18 protein-coding genes, 1 tRNA gene and 1 pseudogene are annotated in these 21,524 nt (G+C 71.0%); 12 read left to right on the top strand and 8 right to left on the bottom strand.

What is annotated here, in order from left to right:
• Positions 1-99: 99 nt before the first annotated feature.
• Positions 100-777: a DUF1707 SHOCT-like domain-containing protein gene (locus FF041_RS03900; protein WP_153521049.1), complete on the top strand. Its 678-nt coding sequence runs from the start codon at positions 100-102 to the stop codon at positions 775-777.
• A gap of 248 nt (positions 778-1,025) precedes the next feature.
• Positions 1,026-2,402: a DUF445 domain-containing protein gene (locus FF041_RS03895; RefSeq protein WP_153521034.1), complete on the top strand. Its 1,377-nt coding sequence runs from the start codon at positions 1,026-1,028 to the stop codon at positions 2,400-2,402.
• A 198-nt stretch (positions 2,403-2,600) separates the two neighbouring features.
• On the opposite strand, the gene FF041_RS03890 is transcribed toward FF041_RS03895, so the two are convergent.
• From FF041_RS03890 to FF041_RS03875, 4 genes are all read right to left on the bottom strand, one after another.
• Positions 2,601-3,572 (bottom strand): CHRD domain-containing protein, encoded by a 972-nt coding sequence (locus FF041_RS03890; protein ID WP_153521033.1) that lies wholly within the window; start codon positions 3,570-3,572, stop codon positions 2,601-2,603.
• A 390-nt stretch (positions 3,573-3,962) separates the two neighbouring features.
• Positions 3,963-4,178, bottom strand: a complete 216-nt coding sequence (locus tag FF041_RS03885; RefSeq protein WP_153521032.1) for a DUF397 domain-containing protein — start codon at positions 4,176-4,178, stop codon at positions 3,963-3,965.
• Positions 4,179-4,251: 73 nt separating this feature from the next.
• A complete protein-coding gene (locus tag FF041_RS03880) occupies positions 4,252-5,004 on the bottom strand; it encodes an HNH endonuclease (RefSeq protein WP_153521031.1) in 753 nt (250 codons plus the stop codon).
• A 357-nt stretch (positions 5,005-5,361) separates the two neighbouring features.
• Positions 5,362-6,384, bottom strand: a complete 1,023-nt coding sequence (locus tag FF041_RS03875; protein WP_153485078.1) for an SEC-C domain-containing protein — start codon at positions 6,382-6,384, stop codon at positions 5,362-5,364.
• A gap of 355 nt (positions 6,385-6,739) precedes the next feature.
• Between FF041_RS03875 and FF041_RS03870 the strand changes: the two genes are divergently transcribed.
• The 3 genes from FF041_RS03870 (at position 6,740) to FF041_RS03860 (ending at position 8,868) form a co-directional block, all read left to right on the top strand.
• Positions 6,740-7,060 (top strand): DUF6412 domain-containing protein, encoded by a 321-nt coding sequence (locus FF041_RS03870; RefSeq protein ID WP_153521030.1) that lies wholly within the window; start codon positions 6,740-6,742, stop codon positions 7,058-7,060.
• An 86-nt stretch (positions 7,061-7,146) separates the two neighbouring features.
• Positions 7,147-7,884 carry a YidC/Oxa1 family membrane protein insertase gene (locus tag FF041_RS03865; RefSeq protein WP_153521029.1) on the top strand — a complete coding sequence of 246 codons (738 nt, stop codon included), beginning with the start codon at positions 7,147-7,149 and terminating at the stop codon, positions 7,882-7,884.
• A gap of 123 nt (positions 7,885-8,007) precedes the next feature.
• A complete protein-coding gene (locus FF041_RS03860) occupies positions 8,008-8,868 on the top strand; it encodes a fumarylacetoacetate hydrolase family protein (protein ID WP_153521028.1) in 861 nt (286 codons plus the stop codon).
• A gap of 186 nt (positions 8,869-9,054) precedes the next feature.
• Here the strand turns inward: FF041_RS03860 and FF041_RS03855 are convergent, their stop codons facing one another.
• Positions 9,055-10,137 carry a Gfo/Idh/MocA family oxidoreductase gene (locus FF041_RS03855; protein ID WP_153521027.1) on the bottom strand — a complete coding sequence of 361 codons (1,083 nt, stop codon included), beginning with the start codon at positions 10,135-10,137 and terminating at the stop codon, positions 9,055-9,057.
• Between the two features lie 51 nt (positions 10,138-10,188).
• Here FF041_RS03855 and FF041_RS03850 point away from each other — a divergent pair, with 51 nt between their 5' ends.
• The 6 genes from FF041_RS03850 (at position 10,189) to FF041_RS03825 (ending at position 16,546) form a co-directional block, all read left to right on the top strand.
• Positions 10,189-11,280 carry an ROK family transcriptional regulator gene (locus FF041_RS03850; protein ID WP_407698104.1) on the top strand — a complete coding sequence of 364 codons (1,092 nt, stop codon included), beginning with the start codon at positions 10,189-10,191 and terminating at the stop codon, positions 11,278-11,280.
• Positions 11,281-11,404: 124 nt separating this feature from the next.
• Complete coding sequence (locus FF041_RS37705) at positions 11,405-12,436, top strand: hypothetical protein (protein ID WP_194291925.1); 1,032 nt, start codon at positions 11,405-11,407, stop codon at positions 12,434-12,436.
• Between the two features lie 226 nt (positions 12,437-12,662).
• Positions 12,663-13,442 carry an HAD-IIA family hydrolase gene (locus tag FF041_RS03840; protein ID WP_153485085.1) on the top strand — a complete coding sequence of 260 codons (780 nt, stop codon included), beginning with the start codon at positions 12,663-12,665 and terminating at the stop codon, positions 13,440-13,442.
• A gap of 156 nt (positions 13,443-13,598) precedes the next feature.
• Positions 13,599-14,333 carry a hypothetical protein gene (locus tag FF041_RS03835; RefSeq protein ID WP_153521026.1) on the top strand — a complete coding sequence of 245 codons (735 nt, stop codon included), beginning with the start codon at positions 13,599-13,601 and terminating at the stop codon, positions 14,331-14,333.
• A 1-nt stretch (position 14,334) separates the two neighbouring features.
• Entirely contained in the window at positions 14,335-15,021 is a 687-nt protein-coding gene (locus FF041_RS03830; protein WP_153521025.1) for a class F sortase, read from the top strand.
• Positions 15,022-15,544: 523 nt separating this feature from the next.
• On the top strand, positions 15,545-16,546 hold the full coding sequence (locus FF041_RS03825) for a glycoside hydrolase family 6 protein (protein ID WP_153521024.1): 1,002 nt from the start codon (positions 15,545-15,547) through the stop codon (positions 16,544-16,546).
• Between the two features lie 155 nt (positions 16,547-16,701).
• Here the strand turns inward: FF041_RS03825 and glxA are convergent, their stop codons facing one another.
• The 3 genes from glxA to FF041_RS03810 form a co-directional block, all read right to left on the bottom strand.
• Positions 16,702-18,654, bottom strand: a complete 1,953-nt coding sequence (gene glxA / locus FF041_RS03820) for a radical copper oxidase GlxA (RefSeq protein ID WP_153521023.1) — start codon at positions 18,652-18,654, stop codon at positions 16,702-16,704.
• Positions 18,651-20,627, bottom strand: a complete 1,977-nt coding sequence (locus FF041_RS03815; protein WP_153521022.1) for a glycosyltransferase family 2 protein — start codon at positions 20,625-20,627, stop codon at positions 18,651-18,653. The genes glxA and FF041_RS03815 overlap by 4 nt, the downstream gene beginning before the upstream one ends.
• Positions 20,628-21,077: 450 nt before the next feature.
• Positions 21,078-21,151: transfer RNA gene (locus FF041_RS03810), tRNA-Lys, on the bottom strand.
• Positions 21,152-21,327: 176 nt separating this feature from the next.
• Here FF041_RS03810 and FF041_RS03805 point away from each other — a divergent pair.
• Positions 21,328-21,524 (top strand): annotated as a pseudogene (locus tag FF041_RS03805) (peptidoglycan-binding protein); the annotation flags it as partial.

The raw sequence follows: 21,524 nt of genomic DNA, 5'->3' as shown, positions 1-21,524 counted from the left end.
TGGTGGGACAGGTCGGGGCGGTTCCCCTCGGCGTGGCGGCGGGGATCGGTCGGCGGGGGGCTCGCTGATTATCCTGACGGTATGAGTGAACTCCCTGAGATGCGAGCCTCGGACAGCGAACGTGAGCGTATTGCCGAGCTGCTGCGAGAGGCGGTGGCCGAAGGCCGGCTCACGATGGAGGAGTTCGAGGAACGCCTGGACGCCGCCTACCGGGCGCGTACCCATGGCGAGTTGGAGCCGCTGGTGCGGGATCTTCCGGAGCCCGGGGGCCTGTCGGGCTCGCCGGGGGCGGCTGCCGTGCCGGCGACCGGACGGGGCCGCTGGCGGGGCCGTGTCGGCGGGGCGGCGACTTCGCGGACGGCGTTCGCGCTGTGGGGCGGCTTCGGGCGTAAGGGGACCTGGACGGTGCCCCGGCGGTTCACCGCCTTCGCGCTGATGGGCGGCGGCGAACTGGATCTGCGCGAGGCGCATTTCGAGGACGGCGAGGTCGAGATCCGCTGCTTCGCGCTCATGGGCGGAATCAGTGTCGTCGTACCGCCGGAGCTGCGGGTGGACGTCACGGGCATCGGCTTCATGGGCGGTTTCGGCGAGAGCGGCGGGGACTCGGTCCCCGATCCGTCCGCTCCGCGGGTGCGGATCACGGGCTTCGCGATGATGGGCGGGGTGGATGTGGAGCGGAAGCGTACGAAGGCGGAGAAGCAGCGTCTGAAGGCGGAGCGGGAGCGGGAGCGTCTGGAGCGGGGAGAGGGCGGCGGGGGCCGCAAGGAGCTGGGGTGAGCGGGCGGCGATAGGGACCGCTCGGAGCCGGTTTCAGGTATATATCGCTTACATCTCATGCATCCCGTACATCCCTTTCGTTCTGTGGGTTCCTCGGGGGTGCACCCGTGGGGGTTCCCCCGGAAACTTCCCGGTCACGGCCCTGACGGCCCACACCCTCCACCTCCCGTCCGGGAACTCAAGGTGCACGCTGGGAGTACCTGAGGTAGGGACGATGCGTACGCGGTACGCGTGAACAGGTGGAGCGGATGAATCGCACAGAGCGGGAAGAACCGGCGGCTGCCGGCGGCGGCATCTCAGAGGCGGCCCCCGGGGCCGCTTCCGGGACGGCCGCCCCGGGGGAGCGGCGTACCGGCCTGCCGTCCTTCGCGTACACCGAGGCGGACGCGGAGAAGCAGCGCGGCGTACGGCGGATGAAACAGACCGCGACGGGCCTGCTGCTCTTCGTGGCGCTGATCTTCGCCCTGGCCACCTGGGCGGAGAACGCCGGGGCGGGCCCCTGGGCGGGGTATGTGGCGGCGGCGGCCGAGGCGGGCATGGTCGGCGCGCTCGCCGACTGGTTCGCCGTGACCGCGCTCTTCCGCCATCCGCTGGGCATCCCGATTCCGCACACCGCGATCATTCCGAGCAAGAAGGACCAGCTCGGGGCCTCGCTCGGCACATTCGTCGGGGAGAACTTCCTCTCCGGGGACGTGGTGCGGGGCCGGCTGCGGGCGCTGGGCATCGGCGCCCGGCTGGGGGCCTGGCTCTCCGACCCGGCACACGCCGACCGGGTCACGGCCGAGCTGTCGACGGCGCTGCGGGGCGCGCTGACGGTGCTGCGGGACTCCGATGTGCAGGCGGTGGTGGGCGAGGCGATCACCAGGCGGGCGAACAGCGTGGAGATCGCGCCGGGGGTCGGCAAGACCCTGGAGAAGGTGGTAGCCGACGGTGCGCACCACCGCGCGGTGGATCTGGTCTGCTCACGGGCGCATGACTGGCTGGTCACCCATGCGGCGTCGGTGATGGACGCGGTCGAGGGGGGCGCGCCGGGCTGGACGCCGAGGTTCGTGGACCGGAAGGTGGGCGAGCGGGTCTACCGGGAGCTGCTGCGCTTCGTGACCGAGGTGCGGGACATGCCCGGCCATCCGGCGCGGGGGGCGCTCGACCGGTTCCTCAACGACTTCGCCTCGGATCTCCAGTCGGACACGGAGACCAGGGCCCGCGTGGAGCGGCTGAAGTCGGATCTGGTCTCGCGCCCCGAGGTGCAGGACGTGATCGCCTCGGCGTGGTCCTCCGTACGCGCCATGATCATCTCGGCGGCGGAGGACGACCGCAGCGAGCTGAGGCTGCGGGCGCGTGCCTCGCTGCTGTCGCTGGGGGCGCGGCTGGCGACCGATGAGCGGCTGCAGTCGAAGGTGGACGGCTGGGTGGAGGACGCGGCGGTGTATGTGGTGACGACCTATCGCGGGGAGATCACCTCGCTGATCTCGGAGACGGTGGCGAGCTGGGACGCGGAGCACACCTCGCGGAAGATCGAGGCGCATATCGGGCGGGATCTCCAGTTCATCAGGATCAACGGCACGGTCGTGGGCGCGCTGGCCGGTCTGCTGATCTACACCGTGGCGCATGCGCTGGGCGCGTAACCGGCCTCACCGGCGGTTACGCGCCCAGGCGGAGGAGGTGCGGTGCGCCGCGCGGTGACACCGCCGTGGACAGCGGCCCCTCAGCAACCCGCTGTCCACTTCCCGTGCGGGCGCACCGCACCTCCCGTCTGCGGGCCCCGTTCCCGGGGCTGCTGCCGCGGAGTCGGGCTCAGGGCCTGTCTGATGGATCTTGACGACCTAGTCGAAGAGCTGACCGCGGACGGCTCCGTCCGGGAACTCGGCGGTGTGGATGTTGGAGTAGTACTCCTCCGGGTAGGCGCGGACGCGCTTGACGGCCGCGCGGTTCTGGCCGGTCAGCTTGCCGGAGACGGCGAAGACGCCGCCGGGGACGGGCCGGTTGAAGAAGTTGAAGACGACATCGCCGTTCTTGCCCAGCTCGCCCCGGTGGATATGGCCGAGGGACGGGCTCTGGATGTCGAGCCAGGTGAGCGAGTAGCCGACGTCCGTGCCCTTGGGGCTGAGGAACGTGACGGCGTGCCCGTCCGGGTCGCCGACCTTGGAGGCGTCGCCCTTGGGGACTTCCTGGGCGCCGTCGGAGAACGCCCGCAGTGCGCCGCCGCGGACGATCTCCAGCGGGTTGAAGCCGCCCTTGAGCGGCTTGAGCTGGCCGCGTACGGCTCCGCCGGGGAACTCGGCGCTGTGCAGATTGACGTAGAAGCCGGCGGGGTCGGTACGGATCGCCTGGGCGAGCCCGGCGTCGGTGACGGCGATCCGCCCGGCCGCGGAGTGGACGGAGTCGGGCATCGCACTGCCGAAGAGCGCTGCCTTGAGCGCGCCGTTCTGCCCGGCGGCGCCTTGATGGATATGGCCGAGGCTGGGGGTGAGGCCCTTCCACCGGAGGGCGAAGGTGATCCGGTCGTCCTTCACCTCGACGAGGCCGACGGCCTTCCCGTCGGGGTCGCCCGCGGCGGGCCCGCCGGGGACGGGGACCTCATTGGCCCCGGAGAGCTCGACCTTGAAGGAGGCGCGCTGCCCGCCGCCGGCGCTGAACACGGTCGGCCCGCCGCCTGCGCGGTGCTCGCCATGGCTTCCGCTGTGGCTTTCCCCGTGGCTTCCGCCATGGCTTCCGCCGTGCGCGGCGACGGGCGCGACACCCATGGCGCCGAGCACCATCGCGCTTGCCGCTACGGAGACGAGTCGCTTCTGCATGGTTCCGGGTCCTCCCCTTGAGGCCGACTGGTCTGGGCCGGTCGATGAGGAGTACGGGGCCGGGTGCCGAACCGTTCAGTAGAACTTTTCCGTTTCTTTGTTTGAACCGCGGTTCAGTTGGCTCCGTTCTTAGGGGCAGACCGCGATACTCGGCCCCCCGGGGAAGCGGTTCGCCACCACACCAGACAGGAACCCCCTCAGAAGCCCCCCACCCCGGACCGCCCCTCCCGGTCCCCAACAGCCCGCAGCGGCTGGAACTGTCCCCCCGGCCGCTGCGGCCCTACCCATTCCCGGCGCCCGACGCCGAAGTCCCCCGCTGGCGGGGGGTGCCGGGAATGGGGCAAGGCTCCTCCTTGCAGCCGTCTCCGTCGTCGCCCCAACTGCCGGTGGCTAGCGTCTTCCCAGCCGCTCGTCAGCGACCGCGGCCACGAACCCGGCCCACGCACCAGCCGAGAAGACGAGCCGCGAGCCCAGAGGATTCTTGCTGTCCCGCACGGCTGCGCCGCCATCGCACCGTGCTGTCTCGATGCACTCGCTGGTGCCGGCCCCGCTGTAGGAAGACTTGAACCAGGCGTCGCCCGGTACGGCAGGGATGCGATGGGACATCACAGCTCCTCACGGATGCGTTCGAGGCCAGTGCCGCCTGACCGGTTCCGCATGCGCGGCACCGCTGGACTGGCTAGTGGGAGCTGCCGTGCCGCGCCGCGTCCGCCATTTCCTCCCGGACATCAGCTGGCGTGCGCCATGATGCGCCGCGGTGGCTCTTGTGGCACATGCGGTGACAGTTGGCGCACAGGAGCGCGAGATCCGCCAACTTGGTCTCGCGGGGACCGGAGATATGAAGGGGGAGTACGTGGTGTACCTCAATGTAGCCTTGGCCCAGCTCTCCGTAGGTGCGCTCAAAATGGAATGCGCACACCTCGCACTGAAGGGGCGTGCCGCTCTTGCGGACTTGGGCGAGTTTGCGTCTCCGCAGCTTGGGATCCCGCTCCCGCGAAAGAGCCCAGCGCGCCAGCAGCCGGCCTTCCGACGCGGTGGTTCCGTCCTCGTCCACCTCGTCCGGCTGAGGGGAGAGCCGGACCAGCTCCCCAGAGCTGACGCCTTCCTCGATCGCCTGCGCCGCCGCGAGCATCTCGGCTTCCCGGGCGATGAAGTCTGCGATCACTGCCTTGTCGAGGCTGCCGCCTTTGGTGGGCTTCCCTGTGTAGCTGGGGTGGTTTGTGGCCAGATCTGTTGTCTTGTGGCTCACACTGCCCACCGACCGGTACTGGGGCAGCTCCTGCGCAATGCCGTCATGCAGCGGAAGCGAGCGCAGAAGTTCCGACAGCTCTTGGACCGCCTGATCGCCCTCTCGTAGCTCGCGCCAACCATTCTTAACCACTAGAGCGCAGGCGAGTACCAGTTCATCTCGAGACCATGCAGGGCTTCGCATGAGTCGTATCGTATGAGTATTCATGTTGACCGTGTGCCGCTGGGTGGATGCAACTGCTTGTACCCGGCGTGGGCGTGCTCGACGCAGATCCGGTGCGCACTGCGTGGTCGAACCGCCCAGCTGTGCACGGGAGATGCCTGCATGGCGAGAACGGTCCCGCGGACGAGATGGGCAGTGCTGTGATGGAGGGCTTTCCTCCCGGCTAGGCGCCTGGTGGACCACCAGGGAAGGCCGCCCCGGTTGCGGACCTCCTCCAAGCCACCCGCCAGGAAATCCTGTTCGGAGTACGCGGCGGTGCTGCTGCCGCCGGTCCCGGGCGGGCGCGGAACCGGGGCGAGGTCAGCGTGCCACCACAGGTCAGAAACTCTCTCCGCCGTGACAGTCCCGATACACCCTCCCCGACCCGCACCAGCACACCGCCCCCCGCGCCGGAGGCCATGTCGCCGCGCGGCCGCGGGCCGCCAGGATGGTGGCGTACTGGGGGAGGAGGTCGGCGTTGGACGGGGAGGACTGTTCGGAGGCGGCGAAGGCCTCGTAGGAGGGGACCGTCGATGTCACGATGCCCAGATTGCCCGTGCCCGTGGAGGAGAGGTCGCGGAGTGAGGCCTCGATGTCGGTGAGGTGGGCCGCGTGGGTCGGGTACTCCGATTCGAGCTCGGGGTATGCCGCGAGCAGCTCCGTCAGCTCCGGTTCCGGCCAGTGGAGGACCGCGACCGGGAAGGGGCGGGAGAGGGCCGAGCGGTAGGAGCCCAGTTCCGAGCGGAGGCGGGCGATCTCCGCGCGGAGCTCCGCCGGGTTGTCCGAGCCCAGGGCCCAGAGCCGGTTCGGGTCATGGAGCTCGTCCAGGGTGACGGCGGAACGGGAGGGCTGGGCGGAGTGGATCCGGTCGGCCAGCACATCCCAGTCGTCATGCGCCCGGCCCAGCATGCGGCGGACCCGGTGGCGGCCGATCACCAGGGACTGGGTCTCATAGGGGATCTCGTCGTCGGCCGAGGAGAGCAGCAGCGTCAGCGCCGAGTTGAAGCAGTCGTGGGACGCGTCCAGCTCGTCATGGGACTCCAGGGTCTCCGCGATGATCTCCCAGGGCGCCGGGTCCAGCGGGGCCGTCGCCCGGATCCCCGCGATCAGGGCGCGGGCCTCCGCCTCATGGCCGTACTCCCAGAGATTCGCCGCCTGGAGGGCCTTCACCAGCAGCGGGTTCTCGGGGCCCGAGGCGAGCAGGCGGTCGTAGAGGGCGGAAGCGCCCTTGCGGTCGCCGGCCAGTTCGAGATGGGCCGCGGATTGGAGGAGCAGTGGCTCATGGTCCTCAGGGAACTGCGACGCGGTACGCAGCAGGCGCTCGGCTTCGGCGATGTGATCGGCAGGCGTGTCGGGGCGCATAGTGGACACCGTACTGCCGTCGCGCGCCCGGTAGGGAAGGCGTAGGCGTCCTGCCCGGGGGCGTGCGGCTCAGGCGAGTGCGCGCCGTGCCACCTCACACTCCCCGCGCGCGGGCCCGTCGCAGGCCGGGCGTCGCAGCCGTCCCGAGGGCACGGCCCCGCAAAGACGCCCCGAGCCAGGAGCCCCCAGGGCCGCCCCCCGAGGCGCCCCGTGCGAGGTGTCCAGTGCGAGGGCCGCCCCAGGCTCGCCCCGCCGAAGCGCCCCCGCGCCGAGTCCCGCCCCCGTCCCACGGTCCGACCACACCCCGATCCTGTATAAACGAGAGAGCACGAGATCACCGGAACGGGGAGGGGATATGGGGCTTCAGCCGCTCATGCGCCCGCTCCGGCCCGCCGTTCTCGGTCTCATCCTTCTCGTCGAGTTCCTGATCCTCGACGGAAGCAGCCTCTCCGCCGCCGTCGCGCTCGCCGCGACCGCCACGGCCGCCGCCGGATCCGCGCTCGTCGTCTGCGCCGTCATCAGCGCCCGCTGCGCCCCCGCCGTGCCACGCACCCGGGTGCGCACCGCCATCCGCGACCGCGAGCAGCGCACCGCGTTCCTGCCGCAGCGCGACCCCGACGCCCGTGGCCGCACCCGGCCCCGGGCACCCGGGCACGCCCTCCCGACGGCCGCGTAAAAGAACCTTTCAGGGGCTCCCCGCGCGGGCCGTCATGCCGACATCTCCCTTACCCCGGCACGACGAGACCCCCGGAGGGCTCACGCATGTCCGTCTTCGCCAGTCTGGTCGAGCGGCTCGCCGATCTGCTTCAGCCGATCTTCCTCGGCACGGCCGCCGCCGCCGCGATCATCCTCTTCACCGCCCTGGTACGGCTCGCCGTCCACCCGCTCTCCCGCGCCGCCGCGCGCGGCCAGAAGGCCAACGCCCGGCTCTCGCCCAAGGTCGCCCGGATACGCGAGAAGCACCGCGACAACCCCGAGCGCCTCCAGCGCGCGCTCATGGAGCTGTACGCGGAGGAGAAGGCGTCTCCCCTCTCCGGCTGTCTGCCCAGCCTGTTGCAGCTGCCCGCCTTCTTCCTGCTGTACCACCTCTTCTCCAGCGGCAGCATCGGCGGCGAGCCGAACGAACTGCTCAGCCACACCCTGTTCGCCGCTCCCCTCGGCGACCGCTGGACCGACGCGCTGGGCGACGGCGGGGTCCTCGGCGACGCCGGCCTGGTCTATCTCGTGCTCTTCGCGATCGTCACCGCCGTCGCCGTCTTCAACTACCGCCGTACGAAGCGGCAGATGGCGGCGAATCCGCTGCCCCAGGAGTCCGCGCCGGGCATGGGGGCCATGACCTCCTTCCTTCCGCTGCTCTCCTTCGGCACCCTGATCACCGTCGCCGTCGTACCGCTCGCCGCCGCGCTCTACATCGTCACCAGCACCACCTGGTCGGCGGTCGAACGAGTCGTCCTCTGCCGGGACATGCCGGCCGCCGGGGCCCTGGCGAACCCGCTCTGAGCGTTCACCGGTTCACCGGGTCTTGCGGAGTGGTCCGATCTCTTGGACGATCCCTGGGGCGATCCCCTAGGCGATCGTCCCCGTCCTCCGAAGCCCAGAGGGCACTACCGAGGGAGTCGGATCATGAAGCTGCTGCGTGTCGGCAGGCCGGGCGAGGAGCGCCCGGCCCTGCTCGACCGGGATGGCATCACCCTGCGCGACCTCTCCGGTCTGGTCGCCGACATCGACGGCGGCCTCCTCGCCGACAGCGTCGCGCTGAACCGGATCAGGGCCGCCGCCGACGCCGGTGAGCTGCCCGTACTGGACGCCGACGGGGCGCGGATCGGGCCGCCCGTCGCCCGGATCGGCAAGGTCGTCTGCATCGGGCTCAACTACCACGGCCATGCGGCGGAGACCGGAGCCGAGCCGCCGGCCGAGCCCGTCGTCTTCCTCAAGGCCGCCGACACGGTCGTCGGCCCCTATGACACCGTCCTGGTGCCGCGCCACAGCGTGAAGACCGACTGGGAGGTGGAACTCGCCGTGGTCATCGGATGTACGGCCCGATATGTGGGCGACGACGAGGACCCGCTCTCCTATGTCGCCGGGTACGCGGTCGCCCACGACGTCTCCGAGCGCGAGTTCCAGATCGAGCGCGGCGGCACCTGGGACAAGGGCAAGAACTGCGAGACGTTCAACCCGCTGGGGCCCTGGCTGGTGACCTCGGACGAGGTGCCCGACCCCCAGACGCTCGGGCTGCGGCTCTGGGTGAACGGCGAGCTGAAGCAGCACGGCACCACCGCCGACCAGATCTTCACCGTGGCGGAAGTGGTGCGGTACGTGAGCCGGTTCATGACCCTCTACCCGGGCGATGTGATCAACACGGGTACGCCCGCCGGGGTCGCGCTCGGGCAGCCGGAGCCCAAGCCCTATCTGCGGGCCGGGGATGTGGTGGAGGCCGAGGTGGAGGGGCTGGGGAGGCAGCGGCAGGAGTTCAAGCCCGCGTGATCACCGCCGGCCCGGCGAACGGCGAACGGCGAACGGCGAGCGGGGCCCGGTGCCCGAGGACCAGGCAACGCGCCGGCCCGTGACCGATACGTCGTACACACGTCTGCTCACCAAGGCGGGACATGCGGCTGTGACGCCCTTGTGCGTGAGGCTCCTCCGCAGCACCCCTCCGCAGCGCCGCCGGGCTCAGCCCAGCGACACCGTCCCCCCGTCCCGCGCCGATCTGCGCGCCGCCTCCAGCACGTCCAGGGCCGCCGCCGCCTCCTCCGCCGTCACCGGCGGGGCGGCGCCCTCCCGCAGGGCGCGGGCGATCGCCGCGTAGTACGCCGGATAGTCCCCCGGGACCGTCTCGAACGGCCGGCCGCCTCCCGTCAGCGGAGACTCCCCGGCCCCGATACGGCCCCAGAAGGACTCCTCCTCCACGCCCCACCCCGCCCCGGCCGCCGGGCGCTCGCCCGCGCGCAGGGCCGCCTCCTGCGGATCGAGCCCGTACTTCACATAGCCCGCACTGCTGCCCAGCACCCGGAAACGCGGTCCGAGCTGCGCCGCCGTGGCGCTCATATACAGATGGGAGCGGACCCCGTTCGCATGGGTGAGCGCGATGAAGGTGTCGTCGTCCGCCCCCGCTCCCGGGCGGCGTACATCCGACTCCGCGTACACCCGCACCGCCGGGCCGAACAGCGTCAGCGCCTGGTCGACGACATGGCTTCCGAGGTCGTACAGCAGCCCGCCGAGCTCCTCGGGGTCGCCCGACTCCCGCCAGCCCCCTTTGAGCTGAGGCCGCCACCGCTCGAACCGTGATTCAAACCGCTGTACGTCGCCGAGCTCGCCGTCCGCGATGATGCGGGTGAGGGTGAGGAAGTCACTGTCCCAGCGGCGGTTCTGGAAGACCGAGAGCAGCAGACCGCGTTCGGCCGCGAGCGCCGCCAGGGTACGGGCCTCGGCCGCCGTCGCGGCGATCGGCTTGTCCACGACCACCGCGAGGCCCGCCGTGAGAGCCGCGGTCGCGAGCGGGACATGGGTCTTGTTGGGGGACGCGATCACCACGAGATCGAGCCGGTCCGGGCGTTCCAGCAGTTCCTCGGGCCGTTCGGCGAGGCGTACGCCGGGGAGCGCGGCGAGGGCCCGCTCCCGGCGCTCCGGGTCGGCGGTGACCACCGTGTCGAGGGCCAGGCCCGGCGCCGCGGCGATCAGCGGGGCGTGGAAGACCGAGCCCGCGAGGCCGTAACCGATGAGTCCGACGCGGAGCGCGTCGCCGGTATCAGTCATACGCCCCACTTAAGCAACGCTGTTGCCATAGTGCAAGCAATACCGACAATAGTGGGTGTGAGCTGGAGTGATACGGGTGTGAATCTGTCGGCCCTCCGCGGTCACAACGCCGCGCTGGCGCTGGATCTGCTGCGGGCCGCGGGCCGGGACGGGATCAGCCGGCTGGAGCTGGCGGAGCGTACCGGGCTCACCCCCCAGGCGGTCAGCAAGATCACCGCCCGGCTGCGGGCGGCGGGGCTGGTGTCCGAGGCCGGACACCGGGCCTCCACGGGCGGCAAACCCCGTACGGTCCTGCGGCTGGCGCCGTCCGCGGGGTGTGCGGTCGGGGTGCGGCTGGACCGCGACGCGCTGACGGCGGTGCTGCTGGATCTGGCGGGGGAGCGGGTCCGGGTCCGTGAAGCGCCGCTGGACCCGGGCGGGGAGCCGCCGGCGGTGCTCGCCCGGGTCGCGGACGAGGTGGGGCTGCTGCTGCGCGGGGAGCGGCCCCCCGGTCTCCTCGGGGCCGGGGTCGCCATGCCCGGGCCGCTCGACCATGCCTCCGGCGTCGCCCGCCGGGTCACCGGCTTCCCCCACTGGGACGGATTCCCCGTCCGCGACACCCTCGCGGCGCTGCTCGGCTGCCCCGTCGTCCTGGACAAGGACACCAACGCCGCCGCCCTCGGGCTCGCCCTGAGCGGCGTGGCCGGGGAGAGCGACTCGTTCGCGTATCTGCATCTGGGGACCGGGCTCGGAGCCGGACTGGTGCTCGGCGGCGGGCTCTACCGGGGGGCGCGGACCGGGGCCGGGGAGTTCGGGCATCAGACCGTCCAGCTCGACGGGCCCGAGTGCCGCTGCGGGCGGCGGGGCTGTATCGAGGCCCTCTGTCTGGACGCCGTCCGCCGGGGCGAGCCCGAGCGGGCCGCCCGCATTCTCGGCGCGGGCGCGGCCAATCTCGTCGCGCTGCTCGACATCGGCCGTATCGTCCTCGGCGGCCGGATCGTCGCCGCCGCTCCCGATGTCTTCACGGCGCGGGTCGCCGAGGCCGCCGGGGTGCCCGTCGCCCTCGCGGACGGCGGGGCGCACCCCATCGCCGGGGGCGCGGCCCAGCTCATCCTCGCGCCTCTCTTCGGCCGAGGCGATCCCTATAGTCCGAAAATACGCTGATAGAGCGGAATTGCACGGCTGTTCGGGGGCGTACCGGACCCGGCGCCCGCTCCGCCCCGGTCCGCGGGGAAGGCTCCCGGCGACCCCGCCAGCGCAGCACGATCAGCAAAGGCCACCCACACCCATGCGACCGCGCACTGTCCTCGCCGTCGGCGTCATCGCGGCTGCCCTCGCCCTTCCGGCCGTCGCACCGCCCGCCGCCGGCGCGGTGGTCGTCCGATCCCCACCGCCCGCGACGGCCACGACGGCCACGACGGCGGGCCGCCTGGGGGCAGTGTGGGCGGTACGTCCCCCGGGCGCGACGCAGACCGTACGCGGCCTGGGCGCGGCAGCACCGGTACGCCTTCCGGGCGCGGCACCGGGGGCATACCTGCTGCTCGCGGCGTCAGCCGCACACCCCCCAGGCGAGGTGTCGGCCGTACGACCCCTGGGCGCGGCACCGGCACCATCGGCCCACCCCCTGGACGCGGCGCCAGCCGCGCACCCAGCCGCGCACCCCGTCGCCGACACCCGGCAGCCCCGCTGCGGCGCCGCGTCCGCCGGGCGGTTCCCCATCGGCACCCGCCTCCACGGCGGACCCACCGTCCACCACCCCGGCGGCGGCTTCGGACAGTGGTCCGTCGAACTCGTCAACACCACCGACCGGCCCTGCCGCAATATCCACCCCGTGCTCGTCTTCACCGCCCGTGACCGGGGGCTGACCCCCGCCCGGCTGATGCTGGAGTTCTACGATTCCGCCGCCTCCCGCTGGTGGCCGGCCGAGCTGGAGACCACCAGCGAGGGCGAGGTGGTGGCGATCCTCGACGCGGACGGCGCCGGCGGACTCACCGTGCCGGGACGGGCCGCCGTCGCCGTGCCCGTACGGCTCGCGCTCACCGCCGACACCCCGCCCAACCAGGTCACGGTCAACGCCGCGATCGTCCAGCGCCGGGGCGACGACGGCGACTGGGTCGGCGAGTCCGGCGACTACCGCTTCGCCGTCCTCGACGACAACGGCTACGGCGCCACCGTCACCCGCGATGAACTCGCCACCACCGGCAACTCCTCGCTGCTCCGCCTCGGCGCGGCCCTCGGGACGGTGCTGCTCTTCGGCGGAGTCCTGGCGCTGGCCGCCCGGCGGCTCCGCTTCCCGCGAGGCCGGCCGCCGGGAGCCTGATGGCGGTACGCGCCGCCACGCGGTCCGCCGTAAGCGCCGCCGCGCCGGAAGGGCGCCCCGGGAGCCGGCCGCCCCCGCCCACCAGGGCGGGAACCCGCCCCCGCTCACCAGGGCGCTGATGGAGTGACGCCATTAGGCTGTCGGTGTCCGGGGTGCCACAGTGCCGTGTCTCCGGCGTCCCAGCACATCGCGTCCCATACGCCACTGCACGGCAGGAGTCCCGTTGATGGCAGAACGCAAGCCGATCGAGTCCTGGCTCACCGACATGGACGGTGTCCTGATCCACGAAGGCGTGCCGATCCCGGGCGCCGACGCGTTCATCAGGAAGCTCCGGGAGACCGGCAAGCCGTTTCTCGTACTGACCAACAACTCCATCTACACCGCGCGGGATCTGCACGCCCGGCTCGCCCGGATGGGCCTCGACGTTCCGGTCGAGAACATCTGGACCTCCGCGCTCGCCACCGCGCGCTTCCTCGACGACCAGCGGCCCGGCGGCACGGCCTATGTCATCGGCGAGGCCGGGCTGACCACCGCCCTCCACGACATCGGCTATGTCCTCACCGACCACGCCCCCGATTATGTGGTGCTCGGCGAGACCCGTACCTACAGCTTCGAGGCCCTCACCAAGGCGATCCGGCTGATCAACGACGGCGCCAGGTTCATCTGCACCAACCCCGACGAGACCGGGCCGTCCACCGAGGGGCCGCTGCCCGCGGCCGGATCGGTCGCCGCGCTGATCACCAAGGCCACCGGCAAGGACCCGTACTTCGCGGGCAAGCCGAATCCGCTGATGATGCGGACCGGGCTGAATGTCATCGGGGCGCACTCCGAGACCAGCGCGATGATCGGCGACCGGATGGACACGGATGTGCTGGCCGGTCTCGAAGCGGGCATGGAGACCTTCCTCGTGCTGACCGGGGTGACCACGCCCACGGATATCGACCGCTATCCGTTCCGTCCGTCCACCGTCGTGGACTCGATCGCCGATCTGGTCGAACGGATCTGACGGCCCGGCACCCCGCGACGGTCGCCGTTCACTCCTCAAGCCCTCCGGTCTTTCGCTGTACGCACAGGTCAGAGCGGTGGGCATGGTGAACGGCGGCAGCTGGGGATGCGGGAACCCGCCCGGCGCGTGAACCTTTCCGTATCAGGGAGGTTCACGATGCGTTCACGCTCGACAGCGCTCCGTACGGTCGGCGTGGCCGCCGCGCTGGTCATCGCGCCCGCGGCGGCCGGGGCGTACGCCCATGACTCCGTGACCGTCACCGTCCATCCGGCCGGCGCCCGGCCCGGCGACGAGGTCGAGATCCGGGTACAGGGGTGCGAGGCCACCGCCGGGGCCGCCAGGTCCAGGGCCTTCGCCGTGGCCGCCGAGCTCTCCGAGCTCTCTGCGGGACGGAGCGGTTCGGTCCAGGAATCTGACGGCGGCTCGGACAGCGGCGCCGGCCGTGGCTCCGGCAGGACCGGGCACGGGCACGGTTCCCGCGCGCTCACCGGCGTCACCGTCCTCGCGCCCGAGGCGACCCCCGGCGTTTATGACATCACCGTCGCCTGCGGCGGCCACGACCACCCTGCCCCCGGCGCCGTCCGGATCGCCGAGAGCCGGCCACGGCCCGACGACCGCGCCACCCCCGTCGCCCCGATCCGCGCGGGCGGCGGCGGCACGGCCGTCCTCTCCACCGGGAAGCAAGCCGGGCACGGCGGGGAGGCCGAGGACGCCAGGCATGGCGGAGAGCCTGAGGACGCCAAGGACGGCAAGGATGCCAAGGACACCGGGAGCGCCGAGAGCGCGGGTCCCAGCACACCCCACACCGTCGTCGGACTGGTTCTCGCGGGGGTCGCCGCCGCCGTCGTCGCCTTCCGCTCCTCGCGCCGCCGCCGTACCGGCTCCGACTGAGATGTCCGGCGAAGGCTCGCAGGGTTCCGGCAGGCTGGTCACCGGGGTGGCCTGGGCGGTACTGCTCCTCGGACTCTGGCTCTGGGGCCGCGGCACCGCCGGCGGTCCCGGCGCCAGCTCCGCCCCCACCACCGGCGACGTCGCCGCGGTGGGCCGCCCCCCTGGGGTGCCGCTGCCGCCCGCCCACGCCCCCGTCGAACCGGCCAGGCCCGACCGGGTGGACATCCCCTCGCTGGGGGTCGCCGCCGCGGTCGTCGTCCCGCGCGGTCTGGACGCCGCCGGCGCGATCGATCCGCCGCCGTACTCGATGGCGCGTACGGTCGGCTGGTACGGCAGCGGCACACAGCCGGGCGCACGGGGCGCCTCCCTGCTGGTCGGCCATGTGGACACCGAGACCCGGCCGGCGGTCTTCTACGGGCTGAGCGCCGCAAGACCCGGTGAGAAGGTCCGGGTGACCAGGACGGACGGCTCGGTGGCCGAGTTCACCATCGACGATGTCCAGGTCTTCGGCCGGGACCGGTTCGACGCCCGGAAGGCGTACGGCCCGCGCCGCGCCGGGCGGGCGGAGCTACGGCTGATCACCTGCGGCGGCACCTTCGACCGGGCCGCCGGCAGCTATACGGCCAATGTCGTGGTCTCCGCCTATCTCACCAAGATGAGCCGCGCGACGCCTGTCTCGCCAGGATGAGCCCGAACAACGCCTCACCAGGATGAGCCCGAACAACGCCTGTCACGCCAGGATGAACCGCGCGACCCGACCCGGCCGACGACACGCTCCCCCCGGAGCCGTCGGCCGGGTCGGTCCTCGACCGCCGGGGCACGGGCTGCGGGAGAAGCCCGGCGCCGTACGGGAGGGCTCGCGGTGGTCGTGGGGAATCCGGGGACACGTCCGGGACCGGGGCCGGGGCCGATGCCGCCACTGTAGAACGGCGAACGGCCTTGGCCTAGGGGCCGTATGACGCCTTGTCGTGAACTCGTCGCCCACAGTTCCGGTCCGCCGTCCGCCCACAGTTCCGGTCCGCCGTCCGTCCGCCGCCCGTTCGCCGTACGTCCGACGGCCGGTGCGCGCAGCCGCCGCGGACCCGCGCCCGTCCGCTCCCCAAGGGGCCTCCTGCCTCGCTGACCTGGTGTGCCAGGATGGATTGGACCGGTCCTGCCCGGGCGGGAAGTTCATGAACGGCCTCGGAGCAGTACGGCCGGAGGGGGAATGGATGTACGGGAGCGGTAGTCGGCGTGCCGTGGCGGGGGCTGTGGGGGCGGCGGTGCTGCTGCTCTCCGGGTGCTCGTCCGACGAGGACGGCGATCAGCCGAAGGTGAGCCAGCAGCCCAGGGAGACCGATCCCTACTGGGTCAACCCGGACGGGAAGGCGGCCCGGCAGGTCGCCGAGTACCGCGAGGACGGCGACACCCGCAAGGCCGGGCTGATCGAGCGGATCGCGAGCCAGCCGGTCGCCGAGTGGATCGGCACGGCGGACCCCGAGGGCGAGACCCGGAGGATCACCGAGCAGGCCGCCGCGGCGGACCGGGACGCGCTCCTGGTGCTCTACAACATCCCGCACCGCGACTGCGGGCAGTTCTCCAAGGGCGGCGCGGCCGGCGCCGACGCCTACCGGGACTGGATCGACAAGGTCGCCAAGGGCATCGGCGAGCGGCGGGCCACGGTGATCCTGGAGCCGGACGCGGTGCTGCACCTGGTGGACAGCTGCACCCCCGAGGAGTTCCACGAGGAGCGCTATCAATTGCTGTGGGGGGCGGTCGAGCGGCTGAAGCGGCTGCCCGCCGTCAAGGTCTACCTGGACGCGGGGAACGCGGGCTGGTCCCAGCCCGACGCGCTGCACGAGCCGCTGCGGCGGGCCGGCATCGACAAGGCCGACGGGTTCTCCGTCAATGTGTCCAACTTCTATCCGACCGCCGCGAGCGAGGAGTTCGGCAAGAAGCTCTCCGCGAAGGTCGGCGGCAAGCCGTTCGTCATCGACACCAGCCGCAATGGGAACGGCCCTTACACGGACGGCGACCCGAAGGAGAACTGGTGCAATCCGCCCGGCCGGGCGCTCGGTGAGGTCCCGACCACCAGGACCGGCGATCCGCAGGTGGACGCCTATCTGTGGATCAAGCGGCCGGGGGAGTCGGACGGCGACTGCAAGGGCGGGCCCAAGGCGGGCGACTGGTGGCCGGAGTACGCCCTCGGCCTCGCCGCCGGGGACGGCGAGTAGCGCCGGTCCGGCAGATCGGTCCGGCAGATCGGTCCGGCAGATGGACCCGCCTGCCGGGACCGGGAGCGTACGGATCGATCGGCGGACCCGCCTGCCGAAACCAGGGCGTACGGGTACGCGGACGGGGCCCCTCGGGGCCCCGCGCCGCATCCGCGCTACGGCACCTCGACCCACACCGCCTCGGACGGCGTCCCCTGGTCGTCCGTGAGGAACAGCATGTACCAGCCCGATGGCACCAGCGCCCGGTTCTCCGGCACCGTGACCTCGACGCCGTCCGCCGTCTTCTTCATGTCCAGCGCGATCGTGCGCTGGTCGACGTCGGTGACATGGGTGACCGCGCTGGGCCGCATCAGCTTCGCCGTGGCCACCGGGTTCTCGCTCTCGACCGCGAACGTCCCCGACGCGCCGCGCTCGATCCGCCTCGGCCCGTCGCCCACCTCGGGCCGGGCGTCCCGGTAGAGATACGGCGGCTCATAGATCTCGATCCGCTGCTCGAAGACGCCCGGCCGGGTGTTGGCCTTGTCGGCGAAGAGCGAGTCCGAACCGAAGATCATGACCCGTCCGTCCGGCAGCAGCACCGACCCCGAGTGGTAGTTGCGGCCCACCCGGGGGTCGGCGACCCGCTGGTACTCGCCGCTCTCGGGGTCATAGGTGCGCGCCTGGAGCACATTGGAGCCGCCGCGCCCCCGGTAGTCCTCGGACCCCCCGGTGACCAGGACCGAATCGTCCGGCAGCAGCGAGGCACTCGGATAGCGGGTGCCCTTCTCCAGCGACGCGCCGTCCTCGAAGCGGGGCTTGTCCTCCGTGAGGTCGACCAGCCGGGACTTCTCACTGGACTTCTCGGACTCGCCGACCCCGCCGCCCCCGATGACCATGAACCGCTGGTCCTGGGCGGGCGGCAGCATCACCGTGGCCGAGGTCTCCATCTGGTCGGGGTCGCTCAGCCCGGGGATCTTGTCGAAGCGGTTGGTGTCCAGATCCCAGACGCCCGGGTCACGGCCGACGTCGGCGGGCCCGTATCCGGCGTTGGAGCCGGAGTAGAAGAGCTTGCCGTCGTCCAGCAGGAAGATCGCCGGGTAGGTGGGGAACTTCCGGATCTTCCCGGTGTACTCCCACTTCTTGGTCTCCGGGTCGTAGACCTCGTCCTTGCCGGGCACGATCGCCCCGATGTCGTCGAGACCGGAGAGGGCGAGGACCTTCCCGTCCTCCAGCGTGGTCAGCGTGGGGTACCAGCGGGCCTCGTTCATCGGGTCCACCGGAAAGTACTTCTCCGCCACCGGGTCGAACTCGTAGGCGTCCTTGATGCCCTGGAAGTCCTTCTTGTCGAGGGCGAGCTTCTGGGCGATGCCGTACACATTGCGGGTGTCGGAGCCGCTCAGCCCGTGCACCCGGTAGTTGTCCTCGGTGCCGGTCTCGTACTTCTTCCCGGTCTTCTCCGCCTCGACATAGATCCGGCCGAGCCCCGCCTCGGTCCGCAGGAATTCCCCGGTCTCCGGGTCGAAGACCTTCTTGGCCTTCTCCACCAGGACGGGGTCCTTGGAGACGAAGGTCTTGCCGTTCTCCTTGCCGGTGAACCGGGTTCCCGCGGGGAGGGTCTTGGGCTTGTCCGGGTCCTCGTTGTGGACGATCATCAGACCGCCCGCCTTGGTGACATCGCCCTGGAGCTTCTCGTACCGCTTGGTGCCGCCCGCGACCAGCAGTTTTCCATCGGGCAGCTGGGTGTGTCCGGCGCAGAACATATCGGCGGGGGTGGGGATCTTCTGGAAGACGTTCGTCTTCGGATCCCAGAGCACCGATTCGAACTTCTTCGCGTCGAAGTTCTTCTGGTTGTTGCCGGAACCGGCGATCAGCAGCACCTTGCCGGTGTGCAGCAGCGCCGCGTGAATGGTGTTGACGCGGTACTCGGAGGGGACGTCGAGGAACTCCCACTTGCCGTTGGCCGCCTTGTACTCCGGCTGGTCGATCTTGTACTCGTGGTACTTCGCCGTGCCGTAGCGCCAGAGCGCGGGCCCGTTCATCCCGGCCACCGCGACGACCACCGCCGTGCCGATCGCCAGCCGGCGGGCACGTCGCTTGCGGTGGTTGGCGCGGACGGACTGCCTGCTCATTTCTTACGTCCCCCCAGGGAGATCTGCATGGTCTGTTCGGGGTCCCCCGGTGTGCGGCCAGCGGCGGTGCCGGTGCCGGCGGCGGAGCCGGAGCCCGGCTCCGGCGGCAGCGGGGCGCCCGCCGGAGGAGCGGCGGCGTCGTGCCGTCCGCCGCCGCGCTTTCTGCGGCGCTTGCGCTTCTTCTTCTCCTCGTGGATGGAGTGCCGCCACACGAGGACCGGCGCGGCCGTGATCAGCAGGGCGAGCGTGGCCCAGGTGATCATCGCCGGATGGTCGTGGCCGAACACGAAGGACGCCCCGAGCGACGCGCCGAAGACCAGGATGAAGAAGAGATGGATCCGGAAGGTTCCGAAGAGGGTGTCCGGGCTGGACGAGTCGCCCTTGGGGGTCACGACGAACTTGCTCTTGCGGCGGAGTACGGCGTCCATCAGCGAGCGCGCGTAGATCGGGGCGGAGAGCGCCGACATCACCATGCCCGCCAGACCGCCGGAGCCCTCGGGCTCGTGCGGCGAGACATTGTGGCGGCGGTTCCAGATGTAGAGGCCGATCTGGAGCGCGGAGGCGTTGCCGTAGAGCATCATCCAGATCAGCGGGTCGATCTGCACGCCCGATGCGCCCATGCCCAGGAACAGGGCGCAGCTCAGCGCCGCCAGAATCCAGTTCAGCGCGGACATCGGATAGAAGATGATCATCATCGTGTAGTTGAAGAGCTTGCCGGCCGGCATGGTGCCGAAGCCCTTCCAGTACTGGGTGAGGATCGTCTCGTACGTACCGCGCGACCAGCGCAGCTGCTGGGTGAAGAAGTCGGTCCAGGCGCTCGGGCCCTCCCCCACGGCCAGCACGTCCGGGGTGTAGACCGAGCGCCAGCGGTTGCCGGAGGCGGGGTTCTTGGCCCGGTGCATCTCGAAGCCGGTCGCCATGTCCTCGGTGATCGAGTCGTACAGACCGCCGATCTGCTTGATCGCCTTGATGCGTACGGCGTTGGAGGTGCCGACGAACATGGGTGCGCCGTAGCGGTTGCCCGCGCGCTGGATCAGGGCGTGGAAGAGGAACTGCTGCGACTCCGCCGCTTTGGTGACGAACGTGTCGTAGTTTCCGTAGACCTGGGGGCCGATGACGAAGCCCACGTCCGGGTCGCGGAAGTAGCCGAGCATCCGCTCCAGATAGTTCGGCAGCGGGATGTGGTCGGTGTCGACGGAGGCGAAGTAGTCGTAGTCGTCGCCATGGGCCTGGAGCCAGGCGTTGTAGTTGCCGTGCTTGGTCTTGGCGCGGTGCGGGCCCTTGGCCTGGTTCCACTTCGCCACGCCCTTGCGGGAGAAGTGGTGGACGCCGAGCCGGGCGCAGACCTCCTTGACCGCGGGGTCGTCGCCCTCGTCGAGCAGCCAGACGTGCATCAGTCCGCGGTGGCGGATGCGTACGGCCGCCTCCAGGGTCTTCGTCACCATCTCCAGGGGCTCTTTGCCCGGTACGAAGGAGGTGAGGAAGGCGACCCGGGTGCCGCTCTCGGGGACCACGGGCACGGGGTCGCGCGCCACCAGCGTGGCATGCGCGTTGGACAGGACGTTCATCGTGCGGAAGAGCTCGATCAGACCGATCGAGACCAGCATGACGATGTCCAGGACGAGCAGCGTCTCGTTCTTGAGATTGGGGTCGCGCTCGGTCCAGTGGTCGGGCTGCATCAGCCAGAGCAGGAGTCCGAGGGAGACCAGGGGGGCCGCGCCCAGCAGCAGGGCCGCCCGTATTCGATGGGGCTCCTGGGAGAGGAGGGAACGGTACTGCACCGTATACGGCTTGGCCGGATCTGGTTGGGTGAGGGGACCGGCCAACCGGCTGTAGTGCTCATAGTCGTATCGCGGCAGCTCCTTCTTGGGGCGCGGTGGCCGCGCGCCCGTCCGGAGCTCCGCGGGGACTCTGAGCTGAGCCGTCCGGGCAGGGTCGGACGGCCCCCCGGAGGCATGGGGTCTGGACGTCATGAATCATCCCCCCGACACGCGTGCTGGCGCGTGTGGTGTGTGAGGTGGCGGGTTCCGGTCTGGGCCCCCTCGACCCGCTGACCTGAACCGATGAAAGGCGGGCCGCTGTCCGCATTGACTGAGGACAGTCACCCGCCGATTGCATGATGCCTGTTCTCCGATCACGCCGCACAGGGGGCCCCCGCCCAGGCGCAGACGACGGAACGAAAAGTTCCGCGATCTGTCGACCGGTGGTGACGCAAGCCCTTCCGAAGCAGCCGGGTTCAGGATAGATTCCGTGCCCTTTATGACGATCACACGGGTCAAACGAACTACATTCGGCCATGAGTTCGATTGAGGGGAATCCTATGAAAATGCCGGAAACCTATGACGATGGCCGAAACCCGGCGGTGCGGTGAGCGCGCACGACAGAGGCCCCCTCGCCGATGGCGAGGGGGCCTCTGTTTCGCGTGCGCCGCCAGGGACTCGAACCCCGGACCCGCTGATTAAGAGTCAGCTGCTCTAACCAACTGAGCTAGCGGCGCGTGCTGACCTGGACAACTCTACCGGACGCCAGAGGGTGCTCCTGACCATTATCCGACCGCGCCCGGCCTGTCGGATGGTCGTTCTGTCGCTTGATTACCCCAATATGGTGCGAGACGTAACGAATAGGTGCATTTTCTACGGTCTGAGAGAACGTGCGGAGCACAGAGGGGACACGATGACAGTGCCGGTCTTCCAGGAGTACGAGCCCGCCGCCGACTGCGGCTGCCCCGGGTGCGGCCTCCGGCCAGGGATGGACGGAGCGCCTTCGGCCGCCCCCGACCAGCGCTGCCGCCGGGCGCTCGCGCTGGTCACGGCGGCCGGAGTGGTGCTCGGGGGCGCGGCGGCGGGGCAGGTGAGCGCGGCTGCGGCCGG

It is taken from the genome of Streptomyces jumonjinensis, assembly GCF_009600885.1.
GTDB lineage: Bacteria > Actinomycetota > Actinomycetes > Streptomycetales > Streptomycetaceae > Streptomyces > Streptomyces jumonjinensis.
Note: the sequence above shows the minus strand (reverse complement) of the source record. Positions and strands in the feature narration are given on the sequence as shown.